General features: G+C 72.2%; 19 protein-coding genes. 11 read left to right on the forward strand and 8 right to left on the reverse strand.

Translation table 11 applies throughout. The annotated features are described in order from the left end of the window. Positions 1 to 3: 3 nt before the first annotated feature. A complete protein-coding gene (locus PVK74_RS21630) occupies positions 4 to 780 on the reverse strand; it encodes a hypothetical protein (RefSeq protein ID WP_187693512.1) in 777 nt (258 codons plus the stop codon). A gap of 155 nt (positions 781 to 935) precedes the next feature. Between PVK74_RS21630 and PVK74_RS21635 the strand changes: the two genes are divergently transcribed. Beyond that, positions 936 to 1,547, forward strand: coding sequence for a dihydrofolate reductase family protein (locus tag PVK74_RS21635; protein ID WP_274477087.1), 612 nt, complete (start codon positions 936 to 938; stop codon positions 1,545 to 1,547). On the opposite strand, the gene PVK74_RS21640 is transcribed toward PVK74_RS21635, so the two are convergent. Together PVK74_RS21640 and PVK74_RS21645 are read right to left on the reverse strand one after the other, a co-directional pair. Further along, positions 1,526 to 2,032: a GNAT family N-acetyltransferase gene (locus PVK74_RS21640; protein ID WP_113972293.1), complete on the reverse strand. Its 507-nt coding sequence runs from the start codon at positions 2,030 to 2,032 to the stop codon at positions 1,526 to 1,528. The two genes, PVK74_RS21635 and PVK74_RS21640, sit on opposite strands and share 22 nt — an antisense overlap. 9 nt (positions 2,033 to 2,041) lie before the next feature. Next, positions 2,042 to 2,437 carry a VOC family protein gene (locus PVK74_RS21645; protein WP_064447975.1) on the reverse strand — a complete coding sequence of 132 codons (396 nt, stop codon included), beginning with the start codon at positions 2,435 to 2,437 and terminating at the stop codon, positions 2,042 to 2,044. An 87-nt stretch (positions 2,438 to 2,524) separates the two neighbouring features. On the opposite strand from PVK74_RS21645, the gene PVK74_RS21650 reads away from it, so the two are divergent. The 4 genes from PVK74_RS21650 to PVK74_RS21665 all read left to right on the forward strand — a co-directional run bounded on the left by PVK74_RS21650 (position 2,525) and on the right by PVK74_RS21665 (position 6,078). Next, positions 2,525 to 3,418, forward strand: coding sequence for a LysR family transcriptional regulator (locus PVK74_RS21650; RefSeq protein ID WP_209963909.1), 894 nt, complete (start codon positions 2,525 to 2,527; stop codon positions 3,416 to 3,418). Between the two features lie 32 nt (positions 3,419 to 3,450). Continuing rightward, complete coding sequence (locus PVK74_RS21655) at positions 3,451 to 4,017, forward strand: NUDIX hydrolase (protein WP_104113407.1); 567 nt, start codon at positions 3,451 to 3,453, stop codon at positions 4,015 to 4,017. Between the two features lie 76 nt (positions 4,018 to 4,093). Further along, positions 4,094 to 5,146 (forward strand): MerR family transcriptional regulator, encoded by a 1,053-nt coding sequence (locus PVK74_RS21660; RefSeq protein ID WP_274477089.1) that lies wholly within the window; start codon positions 4,094 to 4,096, stop codon positions 5,144 to 5,146. Between the two features lie 50 nt (positions 5,147 to 5,196). Further along, positions 5,197 to 6,078 (forward strand): LLM class flavin-dependent oxidoreductase, encoded by an 882-nt coding sequence (locus PVK74_RS21665; protein ID WP_274477091.1) that lies wholly within the window; start codon positions 5,197 to 5,199, stop codon positions 6,076 to 6,078. Here the strand turns inward: PVK74_RS21665 and PVK74_RS21670 are convergent. Then, complete coding sequence (locus PVK74_RS21670; protein ID WP_187693518.1) at positions 6,075 to 6,488, reverse strand: ASCH domain-containing protein; 414 nt, start codon at positions 6,486 to 6,488, stop codon at positions 6,075 to 6,077. The two genes, PVK74_RS21665 and PVK74_RS21670, sit on opposite strands and share 4 nt — an antisense overlap. 39 nt (positions 6,489 to 6,527) lie before the next feature. Continuing rightward, positions 6,528 to 7,076 (reverse strand): phosphoribosyltransferase family protein, encoded by a 549-nt coding sequence (locus PVK74_RS21675; RefSeq protein WP_274477092.1) that lies wholly within the window; start codon positions 7,074 to 7,076, stop codon positions 6,528 to 6,530. A gap of 160 nt (positions 7,077 to 7,236) precedes the next feature. Between PVK74_RS21675 and PVK74_RS21680 the strand changes: the two genes are divergently transcribed. From PVK74_RS21680 to PVK74_RS21695, 4 genes are all read left to right on the forward strand, one after another. Continuing rightward, complete coding sequence (locus PVK74_RS21680) at positions 7,237 to 7,869, forward strand: septal ring lytic transglycosylase RlpA family protein (protein WP_069089158.1); 633 nt, start codon at positions 7,237 to 7,239, stop codon at positions 7,867 to 7,869. A gap of 68 nt (positions 7,870 to 7,937) precedes the next feature. Continuing rightward, on the forward strand, positions 7,938 to 9,065 hold the full coding sequence (locus PVK74_RS21685) for a PP2C family protein-serine/threonine phosphatase (protein WP_043327596.1): 1,128 nt from the start codon (positions 7,938 to 7,940) through the stop codon (positions 9,063 to 9,065). A gap of 116 nt (positions 9,066 to 9,181) precedes the next feature. Further along, positions 9,182 to 11,038: an acyl-CoA dehydrogenase gene (locus tag PVK74_RS21690; protein WP_274477093.1), complete on the forward strand. Its 1,857-nt coding sequence runs from the start codon at positions 9,182 to 9,184 to the stop codon at positions 11,036 to 11,038. Positions 11,039 to 11,223: 185 nt separating this feature from the next. Beyond that, complete coding sequence (locus tag PVK74_RS21695; RefSeq protein WP_013283345.1) at positions 11,224 to 11,493, forward strand: DUF6458 family protein; 270 nt, start codon at positions 11,224 to 11,226, stop codon at positions 11,491 to 11,493. 9 nt (positions 11,494 to 11,502) lie between these two features. On the opposite strand, the gene PVK74_RS21700 is transcribed toward PVK74_RS21695, so the two are convergent. Further along, on the reverse strand, positions 11,503 to 12,369 hold the full coding sequence (locus PVK74_RS21700; RefSeq protein WP_209963915.1) for an aldo/keto reductase family oxidoreductase: 867 nt from the start codon (positions 12,367 to 12,369) through the stop codon (positions 11,503 to 11,505). Between the two features lie 128 nt (positions 12,370 to 12,497). Between PVK74_RS21700 and PVK74_RS21705 the strand changes: the two genes are divergently transcribed. Further along, positions 12,498 to 12,908 carry a winged helix-turn-helix transcriptional regulator gene (locus PVK74_RS21705; RefSeq protein WP_043327593.1) on the forward strand — a complete coding sequence of 137 codons (411 nt, stop codon included), beginning with the start codon at positions 12,498 to 12,500 and terminating at the stop codon, positions 12,906 to 12,908. Between the two features lie 3 nt (positions 12,909 to 12,911). On the opposite strand, the gene PVK74_RS21710 is transcribed toward PVK74_RS21705, so the two are convergent. Then, positions 12,912 to 13,448, reverse strand: coding sequence for a SixA phosphatase family protein (locus PVK74_RS21710; RefSeq protein WP_043327592.1), 537 nt, complete (start codon positions 13,446 to 13,448; stop codon positions 12,912 to 12,914). Positions 13,449 to 13,565: 117 nt separating this feature from the next. Here PVK74_RS21710 and PVK74_RS21715 point away from each other — a divergent pair, with 117 nt between their 5' ends. Further along, on the forward strand, positions 13,566 to 13,856 hold the full coding sequence (locus tag PVK74_RS21715; RefSeq protein WP_030500523.1) for a DUF6458 family protein: 291 nt from the start codon (positions 13,566 to 13,568) through the stop codon (positions 13,854 to 13,856). A 68-nt stretch (positions 13,857 to 13,924) separates the two neighbouring features. On the opposite strand, the gene trhA is transcribed toward PVK74_RS21715, so the two are convergent. Beyond that, positions 13,925 to 14,602 (reverse strand): PAQR family membrane homeostasis protein TrhA, encoded by a 678-nt coding sequence (gene trhA, locus PVK74_RS21720; RefSeq protein ID WP_030500524.1) that lies wholly within the window; start codon positions 14,600 to 14,602, stop codon positions 13,925 to 13,927. Positions 14,603 to 14,662 lie beyond the last annotated feature (60 nt).

Genomic DNA, 14,662 nt, shown 5'->3' on the forward strand with positions numbered 1-14,662 from the left:
ACGTCACTCAGGCCACGGGCGCCCGGCGCGCCACCGCGAGAGCGGCTTGTCGTACCGCTCGGAATCGGGCCGGCTGAGCCGGCTGATGTCCTCGAGCAGCTCGGCCGACGCGTCGTACTCGCGCAGGACGGCCGGCGCGTGTCGTATCACCCACAGTTGCAGCGCGGGGGCCCACGCGTCGATGTCGTGCCAACTCGACCACGGGAGTGCGTCGCCCCCCAGGTCGTACATCCACTCATCCATGGCCTCGACCAGCTGTCGCCGGGCCGGCTCGTCGACCAGCGCCTCCGCCCAGTCGGCCAACCACGGCGTGAGCCTGGTGGTGGCCTCGGCGAGGAACGGCAGGGCCGCATGTGCGGGCACCTTCGCGTCGGGCTCGACCAGGACGTGCACCCACCAGACGTTCAGAAACCTCCGCAGGGCGGCCTGTTGCTCGCTCGGCCACTCGTGCCAGGGGGAGACGGCGAAGAAGTTCGCCAGGCTGTCCAGCCCGTCCGTCGCCACTATTCGGCCGTCCACGAGGTGCTGGGTCACCTGGGGCAGGATCCGGCGCAGCAGCAGACCGGGGTAGTGCCAGTCCATGGTCCAGTACGTGCGACGAAACAGGTCATCATCGAGCGGCACGTCCGGCGTCTTCAGCAGTGCCAGTTCCTCCGCGCTGCCCCAGTGGCACTCGCAGTTGGACTCCTGCTCGTGGGCCGTCATGCCCTGGAACGCGACGGCCACACCCGCCAGTGCCTCGTCCAGGAGGACGCTTGTCTCAGTCCGATCGGGGATCATGGCGAATCCGCCTTCGAGGACTCCGGAGGCGCACGCCTGCCGAAGAGAATGATCTTACGGGCAGCCTGAGGTCACTGGTTCCTCGGAGCCGGCGATGAGTTGCGGGTCGTTGACGGGTCTGTCGGGGGACGAGCGAAAACCGGAGGAGCAGACCCATGGGTACGTTGATCGTGACCGAGTTCCTGACCCTCGACGGCGTGGCGCAGGCGCCCGGCGAGCCCGACGAGGACCGTGACGGCGGTTTCAACCACGGCGGCTGGCAGATGCCGCTGCTGGACGACGAGTCCGGCGCGGTGATGTTCCAGCAGGCGAGCAGCATGGACGCGCTGCTGCTGGGCCGCAAGACGTACGACATCTTCGCCGGCTACTGGCCGAAGGCGCCGGAGGAGATCCCCTTCACCGGCCTGCTCAACGGCGTGCCCAAGTACGTGGCCAGCCGTACCCTCACCGAGCCGCTGACCTGGGCGAACTCGACGCTGGTCAACGGTGACCTCGCCGAGCGCGTCACCGAGATCAAGGCCCGCCACGACGAGGTGCACGTGATCGGCAGCCTCGACCTGGCGCAGCCGCTGCTGCGCGCCGGTCTCGTGGACCGGCTCAACCTGTGGGTGTACCCGGTGCTGCTCGGCACCGGCAAGCGGCTGTTCGGCGACGGCACGGTGCCGACCGCGCTGCGGCTCACCGAGTCGGTCACCCACGCCCACGGCACGCTGCGGTTGACGTACGAGCCGGCCGGCGCGCCCGCCTACGGCGACGCGGCCGCGTAGGGCACGTCGAGGTCGAGCGTGTGCCGCAGGCCGGGCTCCCCGTCCAGTTCCACCGGACCGTCCGGTACGAAGCCGGCACGCGTGAGCACCGCCAGTGAGGCCGGGTTCGCCAGCGCCGCCGAGGCGACGAGCCGGCGCAGCCCGTACTCGCCGCGGGCCAGTTCGCAGACGCGCCGTACGCCTTCGCCGGCGAGCCCGCCCCCGGCGGCGCGCTCGGCCACGCGGTAGCCCAGCTCGGCGCTGCCGCCTGCGACGTCGACCAGGTTGAAGCGCCCGAGTACGGCGCCGTAGTCGCCGACCAGCACGTGGAAGTGGCAGGTGCCGCGGTCCTGCTCGGCCAGCAGGGCCGCGTGCCGGGCGGCGTAGCCGGTGAAGAAGTCGTCGCCCCGGTCGGGGACGTACCGGGCGAAGTAGGCGCGGTTCTCCCGCTCGAACCGCAGCACGGCGGGCGCGTGGCGGGCGGCGAGTCGTTCCAGCTCCGGCATCGGGCCAGGTTAGGCGTCGGCCGGGTAGGAACGCAGTTCGATTGTGTTGCCGTCCGGGTCGCTGACGTAGATCGAGGTGGCGGTGCCCCGCGCCCCGAAGCGCGGGACCGGGCCGGTCAGCACCGTGAACACCCCGGAGTCGACCACCCGCTGCCAGTCGACCGGCTCCACGACGAGGCAGAAGTGGTCCACGTTGGACCCGGTCGGGTCGCCCGCGATCAGGTCGATGATGGTGCCGGCGTCGATGCGTACGGAGGGGAACGGCACCTCGCCGGCCCGCCACCTGTCGACCCGCACCGGGGCCAGCCCGAGCGTGCCGCAGTAGAAGTCGAGGGAACGCTCGACGTCGCTCACCGAGAGCACGAGATGGTCGAACCCGGTCACCGTCACGAGATCGTTCCGCATGCCGTCAACTCTGGCCCGGCGCGGCGGCGGGACCAACCCCCGATCGCACTACGATCGTTGACTCACGGGCAACGACGGAGGCGCCTTGTGCTGGAGCGGTACGAGATCGAGACGTTCCTGACCCTGGCCGGGGAGCTGCACTTCGGGCGGACCGCCGAGCGGCTGCGGGTGAGCACCGGACGGGTCAGCCACGTGGTGCGCAAGCTGGAACGCCGCATCGGTGCGCCGCTGTTCGAGCGCACCAGCCGGGTCGTCCGGCTCACCCCGATCGGTGCCCGCCTGGCCGAGGAGATGCGCCCGCTGGTGGCCGGCATCGAGGCGGCGGTGCAGCGGGCCGTGGACGCCGGGCGCGGGCTCACCGGCGAGCTGCGGGTGGCGTACGTCGGCGAGTCGACAGCGCCGGTGCTGCTGCGGGCGGTCGCGCTGTTCACCGAGCGTCATCCGGACTGCGAGGTGCACGTGCACGAGGCGCCGCTGGCCAGCACCCGGTCGAGCCTGCTGGACGGCACGATCGACGTCCTGATCGCCTCGTACCCCTTCGACGGCATGGCGAACGGCCCGGTGCTGCTGCGCGAGCGCCGGGTGCTCGCGGTGGCCGCGGGCCATCCGCTGGCGGCCGAGGAGTCGGTGTCGCTGGAGGTGCTCGGCGACCATCCGGTGGTGCAGTACCCGGCGGTGACGTCGACCGCGTTCAAGCAGGACCGCACGCCGGACCGCACCCCGTCCGGCCGTCCGGTGCCGAAGGGCCCGGTGGGTGGCAGCTTCTCCGAGATGCTGGCGCTCGTCGCGCTCGGGCGCGGGGTGCTGCCGGTGGGTGAGCAGGCCCGGCAGTTCTACGCCCGTCCGGACGTGGCCTACGTGCCGATCCACGACGCGCCGCCGATCTGTCGCGGTCCGGTGTGGCCGGCCGGGAACACCACATCCCGGGTACGCGAGTTCGTCCGCGCAGCGGCCGACGCCAACCCGCTGCCGCCGGACTGATCCCGTCGTACCCAGGTGGCAGCATCGGCGGGATGCGGGACGAGATCCGGGCACTGGTCGAGGAACTGCCACCTGGGGACGAGCTGGAGGCGCGGCACCGGGAGGCGGCCTTGACCTGGCTGGCCGGCACGGAGGACATCTTCCGCCGGGCCAAGCCGCGTACGCCGTCGCCACACCTGGTCGCGTACTTCCTGCTCCGCGACCCGGCCGACGGCGCGGTGCTGCTCGTCGACCACCGCCTCGCCGCGATGTGGTTGCCCAGCGGCGGGCACGTCGAGCCGGGAGAGCACCCGGCCGACACGGTGCGCCGCGAGCTGCGGGAGGAACTGGGCGTGTCGGCGGTCTTCGCGCCGCCGTTCGGTGAGCGCCCGGCGTTCCTCACCGTCACCGAGACGGTCGGCCCGCCCGAGCACCGGCACACCGACGTGAGCCTCTGGTACGTGCTGTCCGCGGGCCGTGACCAGCGGTTCACGCCCGACTCGGTGGAGTTCGCGGGCATCCGCTGGTGGACGCCGGCCGAGGTGAACGAGGCGCCGACCGGCACGATCGAGCCGCATCTGGGCCGGATGCTCGCCAAACTGGCGGCAACGACGCCTTGACCCGTCCCCTGCGGCAAGGCCCAGCGTGATCGGTGCCGGTCGCGGTGACCGGCACGAGGAGCGCGAGGGAGGCACGGTGCGACTGCTGACCATCGGGGCGTTCGCCCGCGCGACCGGCCTGAGCGCCAAGGCGCTGCGCATCTACGACGACTGCGGGCTGCTGCCCCCGGCCGCGGTGGACCCGCACTCGGGCTACCGCTACTACGCGCCGGAGCAGGCGGACCGGGCGCGGCTGATCGCCGGGCTGCGCCGGGCGGGGATGCCGCTGGCCGAGATCCGTGCCGTCTGCGGCCTGCCGCCCGCGGCCGCCGCGGAGGCGCTCGACGCCTGGTGGCGGCGGGTCAGCGCGGACACCGCGGCGCGCGGCCGGGCCGTCGCGCTCCTCGTCGACACGCTCAGCGAGAGGGGCACCACCATGTCCGAGACGATCTTCCGGTACGCGACGCGCTGCGAAACGGGAACGGTCCGCGACTCCAACGAGGACACCGCGTACGCGAGCGCGGCGCTGCTCGCTGTCGCCGACGGCGTACGCGGCCCGGCCGGGTCCACCGCCAGTGCGGCGGCGGTGGACGCGCTGCGGCCGCTGGAGCAGACGGACGAGTCGCAGGCCGATCTGCTCGCCGCGCTGGCCGACGCGGTGACCCGGGCCGACCGGGCGGTACGCGCGCACGCCACCGACGCCGACCAGCCTGCCACCACGCTCACCGCGCTCGTGCGACGTGGTACCCGGCTCGCGCTGGTGCACGTCGGGGACAGCCGGGCGTACCTGCTGCGCGGCGGTGAGCTGTCCCGGCTCACCCAGGACCACACGTACGTGCAGACGCTCGTCGACCAGGGCCGGCTCACCCCGGCCGAGGCGGGATCGCATCCGCAGCGGGCGCTGCTGGCCCGGGCGCTCGGCGCGGGCGCGGAGGTCGAGGCGGACCTGGCGCTGCGGACCGCGCTGCCCGGCGACCGCTACCTGCTCTGCTCCGACGGTCTCTCCGCCGTGGTGGACCCGGGCGCGCTGCACGGCGCGCTGGCCGAGGCGGACGACCCGGAGAGCGCCGTCGAGCGCCTGGTGGAGCTGGCGTACGCGGCCGGCGCACCGGACAACATCGCCTGCGTGGTCGCCGATCTGGCGGCGTGATCACCGCGACCCGGGTCGGAGTGTCCGACCCGGGTCGTACCCTGGCGGGCATGCGAATCGGCATCGTGATCCTGCCTGACCAGCGCTGGTCGGAAGCACGTCGGCGGTGGGCCCAGGTGGACGAGTGGGGCTTCGACCACGCCTGGACCTACGACCACCTGGGCTGGCGTGACCTGGTCGACGGGCCGTGGTTCGACTCGTGGACGACGCTGACCGCGGCGGCCGGCGTGACGTCCCGGGTCAAGCTGGGGACGCTCGTGGCCTCGCCGAACTTCCGGCACCCGGTGGCGTTCGCCCGGCAGGTGACGGCGCTCGACGACGTGTCCGACGGCCGCGTGCTGCTCGGCCTGGGCGCGGGGGGCATCGGCTTCGACTCGGCGGTGCTCGGCGGCGAGACGCTGCCGCCCCGGCAGCGCGTGGACCGGTTCGCCGAGTTCATCGAGCTGCTCGACGCGATCCTGCGGGAGGACGGCACGACCTGGCACGGGGACTGGTTCACCGCAGTCGACGCGCGCAACAACCCGGGGTGTGTCCAGCAGCCCCGGGTGCCGTTCGTGGTGGCCGCGAACGGTCCCCGCTCGATGCGGCTGGCCGCCCGGTTCGGGCAGGGCTGGGTGACCATCGGGCAGGGCAGCGACGACGTGGAGGGCTGGTGGCGGACGGTCACGGAGCTGTCCGAGCGGATGGACCGCACGCTGGAGCAGGCCGGCCGTGACCCGGCGACGCTGGACCGCTACCTCTCGCTCGACTCCGCTCCGATGTTCTCGCTGACCAGCGCCGACTTCTTCGCCGAGCAGGTGGCCCGGGCGGCCCGGCTGGGCTTCACCGACGTGGTGACGCACTGGCCCCGGGCCAGCAGTTGGTACGCGGGCGACGAGGCGGTGCTGGTGGAGGCGGCGGCGCTGCTGCCGGAGCTGCGCCGGGCCGGTTAGGTGCCGACGCTGCCCTCGGTGGAGACCACCCGGAACCGGAGGCAGACGATCCGGGTGTCGTCGGTGACCGGCGTGCCCTGCCGGGCCCAGTAGGCGCCGTGGCCCTCGCGCCACTCCTCGATCGACCTGTCGCCCTCGCCCTCGGCGCGGGCGAAGTCCCACGGCACGTCGGCGAAGCGCACCACCTCGACGCCTGTCACCTCCACGACGGCGACGAACCGGTCGTTGTCGTCGACCAGGACCAGTCGCTCGCCGACGTACTCCAGTTCCTCGTTCTCGTCGTCGTACTCCTGCACGAGGCCGGCGGTGGCGGTCTTCACGCCGGAGAGCACGAGGGTGTTGAGCCGGGTGCGCAGCTCACCGGGCGTGCCGAGGGCGAGTGCGCGCAATCCACCGATGCGGGGCCACATGCCGCCGACGCTACGGCACGCTCCGCCACCGCCGGCGGCTCACGGCAGGTCGGCGCCGGTGAGCAGGGTGCGCAGCCTCAGCCGCGCGGCGACCTCGGGCGGGCAGGTCGCGACGAGCGCGGCGGCGCCGACCAGGTCGGCCCCGGCGTCCCGGACGACCCGGCACAGCGCGTCCAGTTGCGCGCCGGTGTCGACCCAGTCGTCGACGAGCAGCACCCGGTCGCCGGTGCCGAGCCGCCTGCTGTCCACGCCGACCCGCAGCCGCCGGCCCCGGTAGTCGGGGGGTGTCTGCGCCCAGCGCGTCGGCCCGGCCCGGCGTCGCTCGCCGCCGTCCTTGTACGCGGGCAGGAAACCGGCTCCGGCGGCGACCGCGACGAGCGGGCCGAGCAGCAGCCCGGTCACCTCGGGCGCGATCACGACGGTCGGGCGGGCGTCCGGAAAGAGCCCGGCCAGCGCCGGGCCGACCTGGGCGAGCACCTCGGGGTCACGCCACCAGCCGGAGGTGTCGCTGACCAGGTGGGTGCTGCCGGGGCCGGGGTCGATCCACCGGAACAGCTCGACCAGGCGACGGTTCAGCACGGTTTCCATCCTTGCGGATCGGTGGGCCGTTCGGCCGATCGAGCGTGGCGTGATCGGCTACACGTACCGGGGTAAATACGGGCATAGCACCATGATCACGTTGACTTCGGAAGTGCTTCTCTCGTTACGGTCCGGGCCGGTTTGTTCAGTTGACGAAAGGACCGGGCCGGTGGCTGCTAGGCACCTTCGTACCCGCAAGTTCTCCTCGCCCGCCGCCATCGCCGCGACCGCGGCGGTCGGCGTGGCGCTCGCGGTCGGCGGTACCGTCGGCGCCGTGCGGCTCACCTCCGCCGAGCCGCCCGCCGAGCCGGTCGCGGTCGCGACGCTGCCCAGCACGCCCGCCCCCACCTCGGCGGCCCCCTCGCCGAGCGCCTCGGCCTCGCCGAGCGCGAGCCTCAGCCCGTCGCCGAAGGCCACCGCGAGCCCGAAGTCGAGCCGGACCCAGGCGGCCTCCCGGAGCAAGGCCCGGACCGCCTCCCCGTCGCCGACGGCGAAGAAGACCAGCAGCCCGAAGGTCGTGGACAGCGGCTCCTGCGGCGCGTCCTTCTACGCCGAGGGTCAGATGACCGCGAACGGCGAGTCGTTCAACCCGAACGCGCTGACCGCCGCGCACAAGACGCTGCCGTTCAACACGAAGGTCCGGGTCACCAACCCGGACAACGGCAAGTCGGTGGTGGTGCGGATCAACGACCGGGGCCCGTTCATCGAGGGCCGGTGCCTGGACCTGTCCCGCGCCGCGTTCGCGTCCATCGCCGCCACCGGTCTCGGGCACATCCAGGTCCGGTACGAGGTCCTCGGCTGACCGTCCACTCGGCCAGAACTTCCACGGCCGACGGGCCAGGTTCATTCTCCCGTTCACGTCCATCAGGCATGCTGTCCGATGTACGCACGCAACCCTTCCAGCCGGGCCGTCGCCCGCTGAGCCCCGGATCCCGCGCCGGCCTCGGCGCGGCCCTCGGGCTGCTCGCGATCGTCGCCGCGGCGGAACTGGCCGACGGCCGTCCGGCGCACTACCTCGCGCTGATGGTCATCGCGCCGTTCCTGGCGGCGGCGCTGGCCTCCTGGCGGGTGGTGCTCGCGATGGGCGGGCTGGCCACCGCCGTCGGTGTCGCCTTCGCCCTCGCCGAGCGGGGCACCACGCTGGTGACCGCCGTGAACGTGACAGCCATCGCGGTGGGGACTGTCGTCGCCGCGGCCACGGCGGCGGTACGCCAGCGGCAGGTGGACCGGATCGCGGAGCTGTCCCGGCTCGCCTCGGTGGCCCAGCAGGCGGTGCTGCGCCCGCTCGGACCGCAGGTCGGCACGCTCGCGGTGGCCGCCCGGTACATCTCCTCGACCGCTACCGCCGAGATCGGCGGCGACCTGTACGAGGCGATGGACACCCCGTACGGCGTCCGCATGATCATCGGTGACGTCCGGGGCAAGGGGCTGGACGCGGTCCGCCTGGCCAGCATCGTGCTCGGCTCCTACCGGCACGTCGCGTACGAGCGGGCCGACCTGCGCGCGGTGGTGACCGACCTGGACCGCGCGGTGGCCCGCAACGTCGGCGACGAGGACTTCGTCACCGCGGCGCTGGTCGAGGAGCGCGGCGGCACCCTCACCATCGTCAACTGCGGGCACCCGCCGCCGTTGCTGCTGCGCCGGGGCGCGGTGATCCCGCTGGAGCCGCCCGCGCCCGCGCCGCCGCTCGGCTTCATGCCGGTGGTCCGGCCGCGCGTGGAGCGGCTGGAGCCGGGCGACCGGCTGCTGCTGTTCACCGACGGGCTGGGCGAGGCGCGCCGGGACGGCGAGTTCTTCCCCACCGCCGACCGGGCCTGGCGGCTGCTCGGCCACGGCACCGTCGCCGACGGGCTGGCCTCGCTGGAGACCGCCCTGGTCGAGTGGGTGCACGGCCGGCTCGACGACGACATCGCGCTGGTCCTGATGGAGTACGCCGGCCCGTACAGCGCCACCGCGACGCCGGTGCCGAGCTGGGAGGTCGGCGCCGCCGACGGATGAACGGGAAGTGTGTAATCGCTGTCACTTCCGAGATCCGCTTGTCGTTGCCTACCGGTGAGTAATACAGTCTGGAGTTACTGATCGGTAACACCTGTCCGGAAGCGGGGCCAGCGAGCATGACCCACTACAAGAGCAACGTGCGGGACCTCGAGTTCAACCTGTTCGAGGTATTCGGGGCGGACCGGACGCTCGGCCAGGCCCCGTTCACGGACCTGGACGTCGACACCGCCCGCAGCTTCCTCGGCGAGGTCGACCGCCTCGCCCGCGAGGACCTGGCTGCCAGCTACACGGACAGCGACCGCAACCCGCCGGTCTTCGACCCGGCGACGTTCACCGCGCCGCTGCCGGAGTCGTTCAAGAAGTCGTACAAGGCGTTCATGGACTCCGAGTTCTGGCGCCTCGACCTGCCGGAGGTCCTGGGCGGCACCAACGCCCCGCGCGCCCTCTGGTGGTCGCTCGCCGAGCTGGTGCTCGGCGCCAACGCCCCGATCTGGATGTACGCCTCCGGCCCGTCCTTCGCCCACGTGCTGCACGTCGAGGGCACCGAGGAGCAGAAGAAGTGGGCCCGGCTGTTCATCGACAAGCAGTGGGGCTCGACCATGGTCCTCACCGAGCCGGACGCCGGCTCGGACGTGGGCGCCGGCCGTACCCGCGCGATCCAGCAGCCGGACGGCTCGTGGCACATCGAGGGCGTGAAGCGCTTCATCACCTCCGGTGAGCACGACCTGAGCGACAACATCGTCCACTACGTGCTGGCCCGCCCGGTCGGCGTCGAGGGCGTCGGTGGCCCGGGCACCAAGGGCCTGTCGCTGTTCGTCGTGCCGAAGTACCACTTCGACGCCGAGACCGGCGAGCTGGGCGAGCGCAACGGCGTCTACGCCACCAACGTCGAGCACAAGATGGGCCTGAAGGTCTCGAACACCTGCGAGGTGACCTTCGGCGAGCACGGCGTACCGGCCAAGGGCTGGCTGCTGGGTGAGAAGCACGACGGCATCCGCCAGATGTTCATGATCATCGAGTACGCCCGGATGCTGGTCGGCACCAAGGCGATCGCCACGCTCTCCACCGGCTACCTGAACGCGCTGGAGTACGCCAAGAACCGGGTGCAGGGCGCCGACCTCACCCAGATGGCCGACAAGACCGCGCCGCGGGTGACCATCACCAACCACCCGGACGTGCGCCGCTCGCTGCTGCTGCAGAAGTCGTACGCCGAGGGCCTGCGCGCGCTCGTCTGCTACACCGCGACCTGGCAGGACAAGGTCACGATCGCCGAGGCGGCCGGTGACGAGAAGGCCACCAAGCTGGCCAAGCGCGTCAACGACCTGCTCCTGCCGCTGGTCAAGGGCGTCGGTTCGGAGCGGGCGTACGAGCTGCTCGGGCACGAGGCGCTGCAGACCTTCGGCGGCTCCGGCTTCCTCCAGGACTACCCGCTGGAGCAGTACGTCCGGGACGCCAAGATCGACACCCTGTACGAGGGCACCACGGCGATCCAGAGCCTGGACCTGATCTTCCGTAAGATCGTCCGGGACAACGGCAAGGCCCTGATGGCTGTCGCCGCCGAGATCCAGGAGCACATCACCTCCGAGGCCGGCAACGGCCAGCTCAAGGAGGAGCGGCAGGCGCTCGGCAAGGCGCTCGCCGAGATCCAGAACATCCTCGGCGTGATGACCGGCTGGCTGGGCGAGGCACAGGGTGGCGACACCCGCGCCCTCTACAAGGTCGGCCTGAGCAGCCGCCGGTTCCTGCTCGCGATCGGCGACCTGGTGGTCGGCTGGCTGCTGCAGAAGCAGGCGGACGTGGCGCTGAAGGCGCTGGCCGGCGAGGTCTCCGCGGCCGACAAGTCCTTCTACACCGGCAAGGTCGCCGCCGCCCGGTTCTTCGCCCGCGAGGTGCTGCCCCGCATCGGCGCGGACCGGCGGATCATCGAGGGCACCGACCTGGAGATCATGGACCTCCCGGAGGAGGCTTTCTGAGCCCTTCCGGGGGCTTTCACCCCTGAAGCGTCACTCTCCCCCTCATGACGACGGCCGGCGGGCCCCAGCCCGCCGGCCGTCGTCGTGCGTGCGCTCCGGGCGGATAGGCGGCCCGGTGGCGGGTAACCGTCGCGGACCACGACCGGAGTACGCCCAAGGCCATCGCACGGGGGAGTGCAGCGCACATGGGCATTGGTAGCGCCATCTTTCTCATCGCGCTCGGCGCGATCATGACCTTCGCCATCCGGGCCAACGTCTGGTGGATCGACCTGCGCGCGGTCGGCTGGGTCTTCATCCTGGCCGGGCTGGGCGTCCTGCTGACCACGCTGTGGTTCTGGCAGGACCGCCGCAAGCGGGCCCGCACGCTCATCGTGGAGGAGAACCGGCTCTCGCATCCGACCGCGATGATGCCGCCGCCGCCCGACCCGCCGCCGCCGACGGCGCCGCCGTCCTGACGCCGCGTCTCAGCGGCCGATCCGGTCCAGCTCGGCGAGATCCTCGCCGGAGAGGGCCAGCCCGGCGCCGCCGACGTTCTCGCGCAGGTGCGCGACGGACTTCGTGCCGGGGATCAGCAGGACGTTCGGGGAACGGCGCAGCAGCCAGGCCAGGGCGACGCCCATCGGTGTCGCCCCGAGGCGCGCGGCCACTGCCGACAGCGCCGAGGACTGCAGCGGGGTGAAGCCGCCGAGCGGGAAGTACGGCACGTAGGCGACGCCCTGCCGGGCCAGCTCGTCGATCAGGTCGTCGTCTGCGCGGTGCGCCAGGTTGTAGTGGTTCTGCACGCAGACGATGGGCGTGATGGCCTGTGCCTCGGTGACCTGTTCCGGCGTCACGTTGCTCAGGCCGAGGTGGCGGATCAGGCCCTCCCGCTGGAGCGCGACGAGCGTCTCCAGCGGCTCGGCGAGCGAGCCGGGCTGCGGGCCCGTGGCGTCGCCGAGCCGCAGGTTGACCAGGTCGAGCCTCTCCCGGCCGAGCGTCTCCAGGTTCTCCCGGACCTGCCGGCGCAGGCTGCGCGGGTCGCGCGCGGTGGGCCAGCCGCCCTGTTCGTCCCGGTCCGCGCCGACCTTGGTGACGACGTGCAGCGACTCCGGGTACGGGTGCAGCGCCTCCCGGATCAGCCGGTTGGTGACGTACGGCCCGTACGCCGCGCTGGTGTCGATGTGGGTGATGCCGAGCGCGACCGCCTCGCGCAGCACCGCGAGGGCGCCCTCGTGGTCCGCCGGTGGTCCCATGACCCACTGGCCGGCGAGCTGCATCGCGCCGTAGCCGAACCGGGTCACGGTCAGGTCGCCCAGCGTCCAGGTGCCGCCGGGAAGGGTGGTGGGGGCCATGCGTGTACCTCTCGTCGTTACGCGACGCCGCCGGGTCGCGGCGGCCGCCCTCCACTATCGGGGTGTTACTTTCTCGTGGGAAGTAGGCACCTGAAAGTGCGTAGCTCACCGGGCGGCAGGAGCAGAAGATGAGCAAGGCCGAGTACGACGCGTTCCTGGCCGGGTGCCCCAGCCGGCAACTGCTCGACCGGATCACCGACAAGTGGGTCGCACTCGTGCTGGCCGCGCTGCGCAGCGACGGCTCACACCGGTTCGGGGCGGACTGCGCGGGCGACCCACGACCGAGGCGATACTCCGAGCTGTTCCGCACGCTGCCCGGGGTCAGCCAGAAGATGCTCACCCAGACGCTGCGCGCCCTGGAGCGCGACGGTCTGATCACCCGCACCGTCGAGCCGACAGTGCCGGTGACGGTCACCTACGAGATGACCGACCTCGGGTTCTCCCTGCACGAGATGATCCGCGGCCTGAAGTCCTGGGCGGAGGCGCACATGGACGACGTGCTCGCCAACCGGGCCGCGTACGACACCCGCGTCGGGTGAGCATCAGGCGCGGGCGGTGTGGCGGCCGGTGATCGGCGCGGTTCCCGGCCCGAGGTCGGCCCAGCGGGTCGTCGGCCGGTGCACCACAAGGTCACTGGTCCGCAGCCCGTCCGGGTCGGCCCGCTGCGGGTCGAGCAGCGCCGACAACAGTGAGATCCCCGGATTGTGGGCGACCAGGAGCACGGTGCCGGCGGTCGGCTCGACGGTCCACAGCAGCTCCAGCAGCTGATCCGGAAGCGCGTCGTACGCGCTCGCCTCGTACCGCACCGCGGGCGCCGAGCCCGCCGGACCGCTCTCCGTCGGCGAACCGCTCATGCCCATCGCCGCGTCGTGCCAGGTCTGCCGGGTACGCCGGGCGGGCGAGCAGAGCACCACATCGGGGAGCAGCCCGTGCCGGGCCAGCCAGGCCCCGGCGGTGGCCGCGTCTGCGTGCCCCCGCGCGGTGAGTGACCGCTCCACGTCCGGGAGGTCCCCGGACGGCTCGGCCTTGGCGTGCCGCAGCAGCACCAGCGTCCGCTGCCCGTTCCTGCCGTCCGTCATACCGCCCAGCTTGCCTGATTGACGATCAAAGCGCCTGGGTATGTCGATGTGTGCCGCTACCTCATCCATGGCCGCGGCGGGCAGGAAACGCCAGCAGGACGCCAAGGAGGCGACGTCATGGGCATCGGTGCCAGCATCTTTCTCATCGCGCTCGGCGCGATCTTCGCGTTCGCCGTCGACGCCAATCTGGGATGGCTGAACCTCAACGTGGTGGGCTGGGTGCTCATGCTCGCCGGCGTCGCCGGCCTGCTCACCACGCTGTACTTCTGGAACAGCCGCCGCCGGGTCGTGGCCGCGCCGGTGCGTGAGCGGGTCGTCGCCGAGCCGGTCGCACCGGTGCGGGAGGACCGCGTCGTACGCGAGGAGTACCGCGAGGTGCGTGGTCCGGGCTCGGGTTACCCGGCCTGATCCCGCCCCCGAACCCGAGGGCCCCGCAACGGCGCGGGGCCCTCGCGCGTGTCCGGGGCCGGCTCGGCTCAGGCGAACAGGGCGAAGTAGATCGCGATGTGGTGGCAGATCGCCGCGACGAGCGTGCAGGCGTGGAAGAACTCGTGGTGGCCGAAGACCGTGGGCCACGGGTTCGGGCGGCGCAGCGCGTAGAACACCGCGCCCACGCTGTAGATCGCGCCGCCCACGGCCAGCAGCACCAGCGCGGTGACGCCGCCGGAGTGCAGGATCTGCGGCAGCATGGCCACCGCGACCCAGCCGAGCGCGAGATAGAGCGGGGCGGAGACCCAGCGCGGCGCGTGCGGCCAGATCAGCTTCACCGCCACGCCCGCGATCGCGCCGCCCCAGACCAGGCTCAGCATGATCGTGGCCTGCCGGGTGTCCAGCAGCAGCGCGCAGAACGGCGTGTAGGTGCCGGCGATGAACACGAAGATCATCGAGTGGTCCATCCGGCGCATGATCTGGTAGCCGCGTTCGGACCAGACCCGCCGGTGGTAGAGCGCGCTGGTGCCGAACAGCCCGCACACGGTGAAGCTGTAGATCAGGCAGCTCACCAGCGGCGCCCAGCCGGGACGGCCGGCGGCGATCGAACAGAGCACGATGCCGCAGACGAGAGCGGCGAAGAACGCGTATGCGTGCAGCCAGCCGCGCATGCGCGGCTTCCCGATGTCGGCCGGCCGGAGCCGGAACGGTGCGGATGTGGTCACGTCAACAGGTTACGACAGCGTAGGTTACTTGCAAGTAGTGTGGACCGTCACGTCAGCCGA

The organism is Micromonospora chalcea (assembly GCF_028768405.1).
Taxonomy (GTDB): Bacteria; Actinomycetota; Actinomycetes; order Mycobacteriales; family Micromonosporaceae; genus Micromonospora; species Micromonospora chalcea.

Coding starts and splice junctions, on each gene's coding strand:
- PVK74_RS21630 (WP_187693512.1), bottom strand. CDS start 780: ATGATCCCCGATCGGACTGAGACAAGCGTCCTCCTGGACGAGGCACTG.
- PVK74_RS21635 (WP_274477087.1), top strand. CDS start 936: ATGGGTACGTTGATCGTGACCGAGTTCCTGACCCTCGACGGCGTGGCG.
- PVK74_RS21640 (WP_113972293.1), bottom strand. CDS start 2,032: ATGCCGGAGCTGGAACGACTCGCCGCCCGCCACGCGCCCGCCGTGCTG.
- PVK74_RS21645 (WP_064447975.1), bottom strand. CDS start 2,437: ATGCGGAACGATCTCGTGACGGTGACCGGGTTCGACCATCTCGTGCTC.
- PVK74_RS21655 (WP_104113407.1), top strand. CDS start 3,451: ATGCGGGACGAGATCCGGGCACTGGTCGAGGAACTGCCACCTGGGGAC.
- PVK74_RS21665 (WP_274477091.1), top strand. CDS start 5,197: ATGCGAATCGGCATCGTGATCCTGCCTGACCAGCGCTGGTCGGAAGCA.
- PVK74_RS21670 (WP_187693518.1), bottom strand. CDS start 6,488: ATGTGGCCCCGCATCGGTGGATTGCGCGCACTCGCCCTCGGCACGCCC.
- PVK74_RS21675 (WP_274477092.1), bottom strand. CDS start 7,076: ATGGAAACCGTGCTGAACCGTCGCCTGGTCGAGCTGTTCCGGTGGATC.
- PVK74_RS21685 (WP_043327596.1), top strand. CDS start 7,938: ATGCTGTCCGATGTACGCACGCAACCCTTCCAGCCGGGCCGTCGCCCG.
- PVK74_RS21690 (WP_274477093.1), top strand. CDS start 9,182: ATGACCCACTACAAGAGCAACGTGCGGGACCTCGAGTTCAACCTGTTC.
- PVK74_RS21695 (WP_013283345.1), top strand. CDS start 11,224: ATGGGCATTGGTAGCGCCATCTTTCTCATCGCGCTCGGCGCGATCATG.
- PVK74_RS21700 (WP_209963915.1), bottom strand. CDS start 12,369: ATGGCCCCCACCACCCTTCCCGGCGGCACCTGGACGCTGGGCGACCTG.
- PVK74_RS21705 (WP_043327593.1), top strand. CDS start 12,498: ATGAGCAAGGCCGAGTACGACGCGTTCCTGGCCGGGTGCCCCAGCCGG.
- PVK74_RS21710 (WP_043327592.1), bottom strand. CDS start 13,448: ATGACGGACGGCAGGAACGGGCAGCGGACGCTGGTGCTGCTGCGGCAC.
- PVK74_RS21715 (WP_030500523.1), top strand. CDS start 13,566: ATGGGCATCGGTGCCAGCATCTTTCTCATCGCGCTCGGCGCGATCTTC.